The sequence below is a fragment of the Citrobacter sp. genome, from assembly GCF_050252275.1.
In the GTDB taxonomy this organism is placed as follows: Bacteria; Pseudomonadota; Gammaproteobacteria; order Enterobacterales; family Enterobacteriaceae; genus Citrobacter_A; species Citrobacter_A amalonaticus.
Map to the genome: position 1 here is coordinate 1 of NZ_JBFWLF010000135.1, position 11,623 is coordinate 11,623.

Sequence of the window (11,623 nt, forward strand, 5' to 3'; positions counted from 1 at the left end):
TGCCCCACGTCGCCAGCAGCGTTTCCAGTGGACGTCCGTAAAGATGGCGGATCACCCCGCGTTCCAGAATCATTCCCGCGCCTGCGGTAAACATAAAGGCAACCGGCAAGGCAACCAGCGGATAAATGGCCAGCCACTGTGGGACAAACTGCGCCATCGCCTGTTGCTCCATCCACGTACAGTAAGCCCCGAGCATCAGCATTTCGCCGTGCGCCATGTTGTTCACTCCCAACAGGCCGTAGGTGATCGCCAGACCGAGCGCCGCCAGCAGCAGCACCGATCCAAGCGACAGCCCCATAAACGCCTGTCCAAGCAGATCGCCAATCGCCATTCGCTGTTGGATACGCGCCAGGCTGTCACTGGCCACCGCGCGCACGCTGGCATCCGGTTCATGCGCTTTGTCAGTAAACGGTTGCAGGCGTGCCTGCATTTCCGGATCGCTGGAGTCGCCCAACAGCATGATCGCCTGACGGCGAATCTCCGCCGATGGACTGGCCAGTTGCAGGTTAGCCAGAACGCGGGTCAGGCGTGATTTCACCTCCGCATCAGTTTCCTGTGCCAGGCGCTGTTGGATAAAAGGCAGCATGGACGGCTGTGCGTCGCGCTGTAGCGTACGGGTAGCCGCCAGCCTTTGTGTGACGCTGTCACTAATGAGTTGATGCGTCGCCAGCGCGCCGGCAACAAGAATGCGCAGTCGGTTGGTCAGGCGTAGGGGTTTTAACGTTCCCGTTGGGCTACTGGCCGTTCCCAGAGGCACAACCTGCGTCTCCTCGCGGGTGAAAGCCTGTTTTGTGCTGTCGGTGAGCAGCGCCTCCCGGCTCAGCGCCGTCAGCAGCGGCAAACGCTGAGGGTCAGGTGTTGCCGCCCACTGTTCGAGCAGTTGCGCCTGGACGGTACGGCTGGCGGCGACAAACGCGTCGGCATCGCTGGCCTGAACGAACCCTGGCAGAAGCCCGAACGCCAGCAACAAACCGCGAATAAAGCCCATGGCTTTCATGTCAAGATCTCCAGAAGTCACCCTCTGCGGGAGGGATAAGCACGTTGACAAACCTTGCGACGCTTTCGCCTTATCCGGCCTACATCTGCTTAACCCTGCTCGGTGTAGGCCCGATAAGCTTGCGCCATCGGGCATGTCGCCGTCTGCCCCCGCCGAAGCGGTTGATTTTAGTTGCTGGCGGTTTTCACTGGTTGTTCTGATTTCTTGTCATTACCGGCAATGAACGGGCTCCACGGCTGGGCGCGAACCGGTTCTTCAGTCTGCCAGACGACGTTGAACTGACCATTGCCTTCAATCTCGCCAATCATCACCGGTTTATGCAGATGGTGGTTGGTGGCATCCATCGTCAGCGTAAAGCCCGACGGTGCCGGGAAGGACTGTCCGGCCATTGCCGCCCGGACTTTATCGACATCTGTCGTCCCGGCTTTTTCGACGGCCTGCGCCCACATATGCAGACCCACGTACGTGGCTTCCATCGGATCGTTTGTCACCACGGTGTCAGCATTTGGCAGCTTATGGGCTTTGGCGTATGCACGATAATCGGCAACAAATTTCTGGTTGGTGGCGTTATCGACCGATTCGAAGTAGTTCCAGGCGGCAAGGTTGCCAACCAGCGGTTTGGTATCAATCCCGCGCAGTTCTTCTTCACCCACCGAGAACGCGACCACCGGAACATCGGTAGCTTTCAGGCCCTGGTTTGCCAGCTCTTTATAAAACGGGACGTTGGAATCGCCGTTGATGGTTGAAACGACAGCCGGTTTGCCACCTGCGGAGAATTTTTTGATATTGGCGACAATGGTCTGGTAATCACTGTGACCAAACGGGGTGTAGACCTCTTCGATGTCTTTATCCGCAACCCCTTTCGAATGCAGGAACGCACGCAGGATCTTGTTGGTGGTGCGCGGATAAACATAGTCGGTGCCCAGCAGGAAGAAGCGTTTGGCGCTCCCGCCATCCTCACTCAGCAGGTATTCAACCGCCGGGATCGCCTGCTGGTTGGGGGCCGCGCCAGTGTAGAAGACGTTCGGCGACATCTCTTCCCCTTCGTACTGTACAGGGTAAAACAGCAGGCCGTTCAGCTCCTCAAAAACCGGCAATACTGACTTACGCGACACGGAGGTCCAGCAACCAAACACTACTGCCACCTTATCCTGGCTCAACAGCTGTCGGGCTTTCTCGGCGAACAGCGGCCAGTTCGAAGCCGGGTCAACCACCACCGGTTCCAGCTTTTTGCCTAATACGCCCCCTTTGGCGTTGATCTCATCAATTGTCATCAGAGCCACATCTTTCAGCGGTGTTTCGGAGATCGCCATCGTGCCGGACAGTGAGTGCATAATGCCCACTTTAATGGTATCGGCTGCCTGAACGCTAAAACTGAGTCCCATCGCAGCCACCGAGGCCGAGAGGGCAAACGCTTTGAGTAAGGTACGACGCTGCATAATTTCACTCCTGAAAATAAAAATGCTGTGAGTTCTGGTGCTACCGACAAACAACACGGCGCAAAAAAGAGTTCAGGAGGAATAAGGCAAAAAGGATGCCAGGACGAAGGCAGAAAGGAAAAAGCGTTGGCGTGCGCGGCCTGCAAGGCTTCGCGCGGGGGATGCTCCACAATGAACCCGCGTTGCATTATTTATGTGCAACGCGGTGTGCATTATTGAGGCAACTTACCAGACCTGTTGAGCTATTTCGGTGATAAGTTTGATTTTGTTCCACTGCTGGGCTTCCGTGAGCGAGTTCCCCTCTTCCGTTGAGGCAAAGCCGCACTGCGGGCTGAGACAAATTTGCGCGTGGTCGACATATTGTGCCGCTTCCTGCAGGCGTGCTTTTACGCCATCCGGGTTTTCCAGTTCACCATTTTTCGTCGTCACCAGTCCCAGAACCACCTGCTGATGGCCAGGACGGATAAAACGCAGCGGCGCAAAATCGCCAGAGCGATCGTTGTCGTACTCCAGGAAGAAAGCATCGACATTGACGCTGCCGAACAGGATCTCCGCAACCGGTTCATAGCCGCCTTCAGAGATCCAGGTTGAACGGAAGTTGCCGCGACATACGTGCAGTCCCACCGTCATGTCGGCAGGTTTATTCGCCAGCGCCAGGTTGATAACATCGGCGTAAATTCGCGCCAGTGCGTCAGGGTCGTCACCACGTTCGCGAATTTGCTGGCGCTGAGCATCGGAACAGAGGTAAGCCCACACCGTGTCATCCAGTTGCAAATAGCGACAACCTGCGGCATAGAAAGCGTGGATCGCATCGCGCCAGGTGGTCGCCAGATCGTCAAAATAGTCCTTCAGATCCGGATAGACCGTGGCATCGATATCTTTACGTCCGCCGCGAAAGTGCAACACGCTGGGGCTGGGAATCGTCATCTTCGGCTGGGCGTTACCGCTAATGCTCTTCAGATAGCGAAAATCTTCCAGCATCGTATGATCGCCGAACGCCAGTTTACCCGTGACCCGAACGCCATGTGCTTTGGTCTGTACGCCGTTAAACTGAATTCCCTGCTGTGAGTCATAACGTTCGACCCCTTGCAAACCATCGAAGAAATCAAAATGCCACCAGGCGCGGCGGAACTCGCCGTCCGTCACCACATGCAGACCACAGGCGCACTGCTGTTCGACCACCCGACGAATGGCGTCGTCTTCAATGGCGCGCAACTGCGGTGCGCTTAACTCGCCGCGTGAAAACTGCTGACGAGCCACTTTGATATCGTCGGGACGTAAAAAGCTGCCAACGACTTCTGCGCGAAATGGGGCCTGTTGTCTTTGCATGTGATCTCCTTCGTCGTCAGGCAAAGGTTGCCTGACGTGATAGTTTCTTATTTGAACATTTAGACTTCTGGATGTCTATGCGTCCAAATTGACATGCCCTTGTCTGACAGGCAAACGAGATAAATTCATGGCTAATGAAAAAAATTCATCTTCACTCCGCAAGACAGGAAAACGCGAACCCTTCATCTTCCCATCCGGTGATGCCGCCAATCATTACCTTTACCGGTATGCCCAGTCTGGCGAGCGTTAATGCCGCGCGGTCGGCACCGTTACAGTGAGGTCCGGCGCAGTAAACCACGAACAGCGTATCCGCAGGCCACTGCGCCATCCGTTCGGCGGTCATCATGGCGTGCGGCAGATGAATCGCCCCGGGAAGATGACGACGTGCAAACGCCTCCGGTTTTCCCACCACGTGAAGTAAGACGAAATCGGGTTCCCCCTTGCGCATACTCTCATGGACGTCGGCACAATCGGTTTCCAGACTCAGACGCGACAGGAAATGGTTGACTGCAACGGTGGATGCGGCGGCGGGAAACTCAGTGACATGACTCATTCTACTTTCTCCTCAGGGACGATTATGTTTACAATAATTTAACCATCTCTGAGCTGACGTACCGCCTTCGACCATGCCAAAAAACACCAGGATTCTGCCAAAATCGCCGCGCCCGCTTGTGGTCGTACTCGCCTATGACGGACTGTGCACCTTCGAGTTTGGCGTAGCGGTCGAAGTCTTTGGTCTGCCGCGCCCGGAACTGGGCGCGGACTGGTATCGCTTTGCCGTCGCGTCGGTCGATGCTGGTCCACTCCGCGCGACCGGCGGCGTGCGGTTGATGGTGGATGGGGGACTGGAACTGTTGGCTGAGGCCGATATCGTTGTGGTTCCCGGCTGGCGGGGCAGCGACGCGCCGGTACCCGAAGCCTTGTGTACCGCGCTGCGTGCCGCGTGGGCGCGAGGTTGCCGTCTGTTGTCGATCTGTTCTGGCGTGTTTGTGCTGGCAGCGACAGGGTTGCTGGACGGGCGCAAGGCCACCACTCACTGGCGCTACACGGACACGCTCCGGCAGCGTTTTCCGGCTATCGAGGTGCTTGATGACGTTCTCTACCATGATGCCGGACTGTTGCTGACCTCGGCGGGCAGCGCAGCGGGGATCGATCTGTGTCTTTATCTGATCCGCGAGGACTATGGTCTTGAGGTTGCCAACAGCGTTGCCCGACGGCTGGTGGTGCAGCCCCATCGCGATGGCGCACAGCCACAGCAGCTTCTGCGCCCCGTTGCCCGGCAGCGTGAAAGTCAGACGCTGGGCCAGTTGTTTGATTTTCTGCATCAGAATCTGACGGTGAATCATGATACCGCCTCGCTGGCCAAACGCGCCGGGATGAGTCCGCGGACGTTTTTGCGTCGTTTTACCGATTGTACCGGCACCACGCCTGCACGCTGGATCCTCAACGAACGCTTATTACGGGCGCGCGATTACCTGGAAAACTCACCGCTCAGCGTGGAATTGATCGCGGAACAAACTGGTTTTGGCAGCGCCGCGTTATTTCGCCACCATTTTCGCCACATGTATTGTCTGTCTCCTTCACAATATCGAAAGAAATTTATGCTTATCGCTAAATAATCACCTAATTCAGCTTTTGTTTAGGTTAAAGCTGCTATTATCTCTTTCACCAACCAAATTAAGGTAAGCGAGGAAACACACTACTCATTAAATGGAGGCAAACATGCTGGGTAATATGAACGTTTTTATGGCCGTTCTGGGAATTATTTTATTTTCTGGATTTCTGGCCGCGTATTTCAGCCACAAATGGGATGACTAATGAACGGAGAAAGTCCTGAACCGATAAGGCCCCTTGTCGCATCACTGCACAAGGGGCCATTTTTTATGGCTGACGGGCAAAAAAAAACCGCCGGATAACCGACGGTGAATGCTTGCATGGATAGATTTGTATTTTACTTTTTCCACCGTCCCGCCACTCCCGGCAGCGACAATGGATCATTTACACCTTACCACGCCGATTCTCAATGAATGTTAAACGGCAGGCGCTAAGATTGAGGCGTTTCTCGTTTCCACTCTTTTTTACTCTGGCAAGATGCAGTACGGGAAGACCACGGCTCAACAGAGCGTGTATTCTGTAAGTCCTGCGTTTCGGGACGGGAATTCCAGCGTTTTCTCTGTAATTTCTTGCCCATGAACAGCTGCATATTACCTCCGGTTGTCACTGTTTTAATCCATTAATCAATTTGTTGAAGGGAATGTAGCATATCGAGCGCAGGTTAATGTCAATAAACCGCCTGTTTTGTAAAGGCAGTAACCCACCACCAATTATTGGCAGCGAAAACGTCAACTAGCGGTTTAATTTACCGCGGCGCTAACTGACTGAGAATGGTGTGCCCCAGATAATTACTCCAGTTAAAACTATTTTGCAGAACCACCACCGCATTCTGGTTCTTTTTATCAAAGCCAATATAACTGGAATAACCGCCAATATATCCGACCTGATATGTGATCTGACGATCGGCTAACGTATCGGTTACCCATGCAATATTTGCGGCTTCTTTCTGACGATAAAACTGGGTTCTGGCGACGTCCGCAAATGCACGGGCAAGCCCGGCGTTGTCTTGCGAGGCAAAATGCGCTCGCGCATAGCCCGCCAGATCGCGCGCACTGCTGTATAAACTCGCCGCCCCGACCATATTGTGGTTAAACGTCCAGTCAGGCGTCAGTTCACCGCGTCGAATAAGCTTGGGCTGATCTCCCGCGTGACCTAATGCGCGATACGGATAGGCGTTGAGCGTCATGGGCTCAAAACTGCTGTTGTTCATCTGTAATGGCTGGAAGATCAGACGATTCGCCAGCGACGGGATCGACTCGCCGGTACGATGCTGCACGATGAAACCGAGCAGCGCGTAACCGATATTGGAATAGTGCGGCACGCGTGCCTCGGGCGCGGTGAAGTCGGCAAGAGAAGTCAGCACCGTATCGTTATCCAGTTGGGTATAGAAATTCTCCCCCGAACTGAAATAGCGCAGGAGATTTTCCAGAGTCAGCAGATCCATCGGCTGTCTGGGCAGGCCGGAGGTATGCGTCGCCAGTTGCAGCAGGGTAATCTTTCTGGCGTCATCGCTCAGCGGCGTATCTGCTGGCAGTAGCTGCGCCAGCGTGTCGTTCCAGTGCAGCACACCCTGATTCACCAGCACGGTAGTGATTTCGGCCGTTACCCCTTTACTCAGCGACCCCAGCGCAAACAGCGTGTCTGGGGTGATCGGATATTGATGTCGGCTGTCGGTCACACCGTAACTGTGGAACTCAGCGGGTCCGTTATGTTGAATGACCGCAACCACCATTCCGCTCACCTGCTTTTCCTGCATATACTGGTGGATCATCGGATCGATACCGCGCGCATAGTACCCCACCACCGCCTGCGCACTCTGTTCGGCAGGCATATTCAACTGCGATAAGGTGCTGTTGCTACAACCAGTCAGCAGCAGAGCAGAAGAAAAAATGAGTGGCGCGAACGCTTTCATGAGCAGAAAGTCGCCTGAAGGATATCAGCGCAGTAAGGCAGGAAAACGGACATGTACAATGCGGACTCCGGAAAAAGGAGCCCGCATTGTACATCAAGTTGCTAATAATGAAGTGTCGATTGTGTTATCCCGTCAGGCCACGATGTTTAAGCATATGGTCAATCTTCGGCTCACTACCCCGCCATGTAGGGTAAAGGCGTTCTAAATCTTCACTGTTGCCCCGTGATAAAATCGCGTCACGGAACCGCTGACCGTTCTCACGCGTCAGTCCGCCCTGCTCCACAAACCACTGATAGCCGTCATCCGCCAGCATTTGCGTCCAGAGATAGGCATAGTAGCCTGCCGCGTAACCACCGCCAAAAATATGGGCAAAATAGCTGCTGCGATAGCGCGGCGGCACTGCCGGAAGATCGAGTTGCTCCGCCGCCAGCCGTTGTTTTTCAAATGTTTCAACGTCCTGAGGGGGTTCGTCAACAGACAGACGGTGCCAGCCCATATCCAGCAGCGCGGCGCTAAGCAGTTCGCTCATGTCATACCCCTTATTGAACAGGCTGGCCTTACGCATTTTGTCCTGTAACGCCTCTGGCATTTTTTCGCCGGTGACCGCATGGCGGGCATAGCGGTCAAACACCGTCGGATGGCTCGCCCAGTGTTCATTGATTTGCGATGGAAACTCGACGAAATCACGCGGCGTATTGGTTCCCGACAGCGACGCATAGCGCTGTGACGCAAACAGTCCGTGCAGGGTATGGCCGAACTCATGGAACAACGTGATGACATCATCCCAGAGTAACAGCGCGGGCTGTCCTGAGGCGGGCTTCTGATAATTACAGACGTTGTAAATAACCGGCTGGGTTTCGTTGAGCGTCGACTGCTCGACGAAATTGCCCATCCAGGCACCGCCGCTTTTCGAATCCCGGGCAAAGAAATCGCCGTAAAAAAGCGCCAGCCCAACACCGTTATGATCGAAGATTTCCCAGACGCGCACATCCGGATGGTAGACCGGAATATCAAAGCGCTCGATGAATTTGATGCCAAACAGCTGGTTGGCGGTCCAGAACACCCCTTCGTGCAGAACGGTATTCAGTTCGAAATACGGCTTGAGCTGTGATTCATCTAACGCATATTTCGCACGCCGCACCTGCCCGGCGTAAAAAGACCAGTCCCAGGCCTGCGCGGTAAAGCCGCCCTGTTCATCGTCAATTACCTGTTGGATATCGGTCAGTTCACTCAGCGCCCGTTGGCGCGCAGCAGGGACGATCGCGCGCATAAAGGCCAGTGCGGCCTCCGGCGTTTTTGCCATCTGATCGGCGATTTTCCACGATGCATAATCGGCAAACCCCAGCAGTTGCGCCTGGCGGGCGCGCAGGGCTACCAGCCGCTGAATCAGCGCACGCGTGTCATTGTCATCGCCTTTTTCGGCACGACGCCACCCGGCGTTAAACAGATTCTCCCGGGTCTGGCGATCGCGCAGTGCACTTAATGCCGGCTGTTGCGTGGTATTCAGCAGTGGTATCAGCCATCCCTCGGCGAGCCCTTTTTCGCTCGCCGCCTGTCGCGCGCTGGCGATCTCTTCCGCGCTGAGCCCCTCCAGTTGATGGGCGTAATCGACTACCAGTCCGCCAGATTTATTCGCCGCCAGCAGGCGCTGGTTAAACTGGCTGGTGAGCGTCGCGGCTTCGGTATTGAGCGCCCGGAGTTGCGCTTTATCGGCATCGCTCAGTTGGGCCCCGGCGAGAACAAAGCGCTGGTGTGTCACCTCGATCAGACGCACGGATTCATCGTCGAGCCCCAGCGCATCAAGTTGTTGCCAGACGCAATCAACGCGGGAAAACAACGCGCGGTTCAACCAGATATCATTCGCCAGTTCCGCGAGCTCGGCAGAAAACGCCTCATCGAGACGCTGAAGTTCATCATGCGTATGTGCCGCGGTCATGGCGAAGAAGACGCTGGTGACGCGGGTTAACAGCTCACCACTTTTCTCCAGGGCGAGAACCGTATTGGCAAAATCCGGGGCCGCGCTATTAGCAATTATGGCGGCGATGTCCGCGCGCTTTTGCTTGATCCCTTCGTCAAAGGCGGGACGATAGTGTTCCGTTTTAATCAAATCAAAACGGGGCGCCTGATACGGTAACAGGCTGTGGCTAAAGAACGGATTCGTTAACGACATCTTTCACTCCTGAAAACGATTTGTTCAATAGAGTAGGCTTCAGGGTAAAAGACCGCAATCCTGTAAAACCAGGGTTACCCGTGAGAGCGGATCACATGCTATGGTAGTCAAACGTAAAAAGCGTTGAGGAACAGTGAGATGATCGTTTTAGTAACCGGAGCAACCGCAGGTTTTGGTGAATGCATTACACGTCGTTTTGTTGAGAACGGGCATAAAGTCATTGCCACTGGCCGTCGCCAGGAACGCCTGCAAGAGTTAAAAGAGTCGCTGGGTGATAACGTGCTGATCGCGCAACTGGATGTGCGTAACCGCGCAGCCATTGAAGAGATGCTGGCATCGTTACCTGCCGAGTGGCGTGACATCGACCTGCTGGTCAACAACGCCGGGCTGGCGCTGGGTCTGGAGCCTGCGCATAAAGCCAGCGTGGAAGACTGGGAAACCATGATCGATACCAACAACAAAGGGCTGATTTACATGACCCGCGCCGTCCTGCCGGGCATGGTCGAGCGTAACCGTGGGCATATCATCAACATCGGCTCTACCGCAGGCAGTTGGCCTTATGCTGGCGGCAACGTGTATGGCGCGACCAAGGCGTTTGTACGTCAGTTCAGTTTGAACCTGCGTACCGACCTGCACGGCACGGCCGTTCGCGTCACGGATATCGAGCCGGGTCTGGTGGGCGGCACCGAATTTTCTAACGTGCGCTTTAAAGGCGATGACAATAAAGCGGGAAAAACCTATGAGAACACCACGGCGCTGACGCCGGAAGATGTGACCGAAGCGGTCTGGTGGGTCGCCACCCTGCCTGCCCATGTGAACATCAATACGGTAGAAATGATGCCAGTGACGCAATCTTTTGCCGGACTGAGCGTTCATCGCGGTTAATTTGTCTCCCGGCCCGCGGGCCGGGTATAGCTCGCGACAAAAAAGTGGTAGAATTTGTGGGTTAATTTTCTAAAAAGTAAGAGCGAATGACCGTCGAAACGCAACTCAATCCTACACAGCCCGTAAATCAGCAGATTTATCGCATTCTTCGCCGTGACATCGTGCACTGCCTCATTGCGCCAGGCACGCCGCTGTCCGAAAAAGAGGTGTCTGTTCGCTTCGATGTGTCTCGCCAACCGGTGCGTGAAGCGTTTATTAAGCTCGCGGAAAACGGCTTGATTCAGATCCGTCCGCAGCGCGGCAGCTACGTCAACAAGATCTCCCTCTCGCAGGTGCGAAACGGCTGTTTTGTCCGTCAGGCTATCGAATGCGCGGTGGCGCGGCGGGCCGCAGCCCAAATCACCGACAGTCAGTGCTATCAGCTTGAACAGAATCTTAATCAGCAGCGGATTGCGATTGAGCGCAAACAGCTGAATGATTTCTTCGAGCTGGATGACAATTTTCACCAGAAGCTGGCAACCATTGCGGACTGCCAGCTGGCCTGGGACACCATCGAAAATATCAAGGCCACCATCGACCGTGTGCGTTATATGAGTCTTGATCACGTCTCTCCACCGGAAATGTTGCTCCGCCAGCATCTCGATATTTTTTCAGCCCTGGAAAAACATGACGCCGATGCTGTCGAGAAAGCCATGACTCAACATCTGCAAGAAATCGGCGAGTCGGTCCTGCTGATCCGCCAGGAAAACAGCGACTGGTTCAGCGAAGAGTAATTCCCCTGCCTCATCTCTCGTGAGATGAGGTCTCTCCGTCCCCCCTGCATGTCTACATCAAAAAAGATGTGAGATTGATCAAAAACAAAAAAAATCCTGACTGATAAGCGTATTTATATAGCGCCCGTTACGTGGGACCTGAGCCCACGGGCTTTGACGGTAAGTTAGAAAGGAGAAAATACCATGATGACATACGATCGTAACCGTAACGCAATCACCACAGGCAGCCGTGTGATGATCAGTGGCACCGGCCATACCGGTCGCATTAAAGCGATTGAGACCGAAGGCCTGGATGCGGCGCAAATTCGTCGTGAAAAAACAGTCGAAGTGGAAGGCTGTGAAGGCAAATTTGCCCCGGTAGAATTGATTCGTCTCGGCATGAACTAATGGTGTGAGTGCCGGATAATGCCTTGATTATCCGGCAGTCCTGAGGCATTTACTTCACGTTTGCCGCATACTTTGCCACGGTGGCTTTCGCCCCTTCCGCCAGCAGCGTCTGATACG

At 54.7% G+C, this 11,623-nt stretch carries 12 protein-coding genes; 6 read left to right on the forward strand and 6 right to left on the reverse strand.

Annotation, left to right across the window (positions count from 1 at the left end):
• The 4 genes from AB7E14_RS12835 to AB7E14_RS12850 form a co-directional block, all read right to left on the reverse strand.
• The coding region (locus tag AB7E14_RS12835) for an ABC transporter permease subunit (protein WP_428169575.1) at window positions 1–997 on the reverse strand (997 nt) is incomplete at its 3' end.
• A gap of 167 nt (window positions 998–1,164) precedes the next feature.
• Window positions 1,165–2,436, reverse strand: coding sequence for an urea ABC transporter substrate-binding protein (urtA, locus tag AB7E14_RS12840; RefSeq protein WP_428169576.1), 1,272 nt, complete (start codon window positions 2,434–2,436; stop codon window positions 1,165–1,167).
• A gap of 225 nt (window positions 2,437–2,661) precedes the next feature.
• Window positions 2,662–3,765, reverse strand: a complete 1,104-nt coding sequence (locus AB7E14_RS12845) for a cobalamin-independent methionine synthase II family protein (protein WP_316962300.1) — start codon at window positions 3,763–3,765, stop codon at window positions 2,662–2,664.
• 151 nt (window positions 3,766–3,916) lie between these two features.
• Window positions 3,917–4,318, reverse strand: coding sequence for a rhodanese-like domain-containing protein (locus AB7E14_RS12850; RefSeq protein WP_044258864.1), 402 nt, complete (start codon window positions 4,316–4,318; stop codon window positions 3,917–3,919).
• Window positions 4,319–4,391: 73 nt separating this feature from the next.
• On the opposite strand from AB7E14_RS12850, the gene ftrA reads away from it, so the two are divergent.
• From ftrA to AB7E14_RS12865, 3 genes are all read left to right on the forward strand, one after another.
• On the forward strand, window positions 4,392–5,384 hold the full coding sequence (ftrA, locus tag AB7E14_RS12855; RefSeq protein WP_044326675.1) for a transcriptional regulator FtrA: 993 nt from the start codon (window positions 4,392–4,394) through the stop codon (window positions 5,382–5,384).
• Between the two features lie 103 nt (window positions 5,385–5,487).
• Window positions 5,488–5,583: a protein MgtS gene (gene mgtS, locus AB7E14_RS12860; RefSeq protein WP_000901367.1), complete on the forward strand. Its 96-nt coding sequence runs from the start codon at window positions 5,488–5,490 to the stop codon at window positions 5,581–5,583.
• Window positions 5,583–5,681, forward strand: a complete 99-nt coding sequence (locus AB7E14_RS12865; protein ID WP_428169577.1) for a hypothetical protein — start codon at window positions 5,583–5,585, stop codon at window positions 5,679–5,681. Before mgtS ends, AB7E14_RS12865 begins: the two co-directional genes overlap by 1 nt.
• Window positions 5,682–6,124: 443 nt before the next feature.
• On the opposite strand, the gene AB7E14_RS12870 is transcribed toward AB7E14_RS12865, so the two are convergent.
• Both AB7E14_RS12870 and dcp read right to left on the reverse strand, forming a co-directional pair.
• A complete protein-coding gene (locus tag AB7E14_RS12870; protein ID WP_216081508.1) occupies window positions 6,125–7,291 on the reverse strand; it encodes a serine hydrolase domain-containing protein in 1,167 nt (388 codons plus the stop codon).
• Window positions 7,292–7,415: 124 nt separating this feature from the next.
• On the reverse strand, window positions 7,416–9,461 hold the full coding sequence (gene dcp, locus AB7E14_RS12875) for a peptidyl-dipeptidase Dcp (protein WP_316962298.1): 2,046 nt from the start codon (window positions 9,459–9,461) through the stop codon (window positions 7,416–7,418).
• 138 nt (window positions 9,462–9,599) lie between these two features.
• On the opposite strand from dcp, the gene ydfG reads away from it, so the two are divergent.
• The 3 genes from ydfG to ydfZ all read left to right on the forward strand — a co-directional run bounded on the left by ydfG (window position 9,600) and on the right by ydfZ (window position 11,506).
• A complete protein-coding gene (ydfG, locus tag AB7E14_RS12880) occupies window positions 9,600–10,346 on the forward strand; it encodes a bifunctional NADP-dependent 3-hydroxy acid dehydrogenase/3-hydroxypropionate dehydrogenase YdfG (RefSeq protein ID WP_043000738.1) in 747 nt (248 codons plus the stop codon).
• 86 nt (window positions 10,347–10,432) lie between these two features.
• Complete coding sequence (locus tag AB7E14_RS12885) at window positions 10,433–11,119, forward strand: GntR family transcriptional regulator (RefSeq protein ID WP_043000739.1); 687 nt, start codon at window positions 10,433–10,435, stop codon at window positions 11,117–11,119.
• 183 nt (window positions 11,120–11,302) lie between these two features.
• On the forward strand, window positions 11,303–11,506 hold the full coding sequence (gene ydfZ / locus AB7E14_RS12890) for a putative selenium delivery protein YdfZ (protein ID WP_042319125.1): 204 nt from the start codon (window positions 11,303–11,305) through the stop codon (window positions 11,504–11,506).
• The last annotated feature ends 117 nt before the right edge of the window (window positions 11,507–11,623 follow it).

Bases quoted from the DNA above. Each gene is read 5' to 3' on its own strand.
- urtA (WP_428169576.1), bottom strand. From the start codon at position 2,436: ATGCAGCGTCGTACCTTACTCAAAGCGTTTGCCCTCTCGGCCTCGGTG.
- AB7E14_RS12845 (WP_316962300.1), bottom strand. From the start codon at position 3,765: ATGCAAAGACAACAGGCCCCATTTCGCGCAGAAGTCGTTGGCAGCTTT.
- AB7E14_RS12850 (WP_044258864.1), bottom strand. From the start codon at position 4,318: ATGAGTCATGTCACTGAGTTTCCCGCCGCCGCATCCACCGTTGCAGTC.
- ftrA (WP_044326675.1), top strand. From the start codon at position 4,392: ATGCCAAAAAACACCAGGATTCTGCCAAAATCGCCGCGCCCGCTTGTG.
- mgtS (WP_000901367.1), top strand. From the start codon at position 5,488: ATGCTGGGTAATATGAACGTTTTTATGGCCGTTCTGGGAATTATTTTA.
- AB7E14_RS12865 (WP_428169577.1), top strand. From the start codon at position 5,583: ATGAACGGAGAAAGTCCTGAACCGATAAGGCCCCTTGTCGCATCACTG.
- AB7E14_RS12870 (WP_216081508.1), bottom strand. From the start codon at position 7,291: ATGAAAGCGTTCGCGCCACTCATTTTTTCTTCTGCTCTGCTGCTGACT.
- dcp (WP_316962298.1), bottom strand. From the start codon at position 9,461: ATGTCGTTAACGAATCCGTTCTTTAGCCACAGCCTGTTACCGTATCAG.
- ydfG (WP_043000738.1), top strand. From the start codon at position 9,600: ATGATCGTTTTAGTAACCGGAGCAACCGCAGGTTTTGGTGAATGCATT.
- AB7E14_RS12885 (WP_043000739.1), top strand. From the start codon at position 10,433: ATGACCGTCGAAACGCAACTCAATCCTACACAGCCCGTAAATCAGCAG.
- ydfZ (WP_042319125.1), top strand. From the start codon at position 11,303: ATGATGACATACGATCGTAACCGTAACGCAATCACCACAGGCAGCCGT.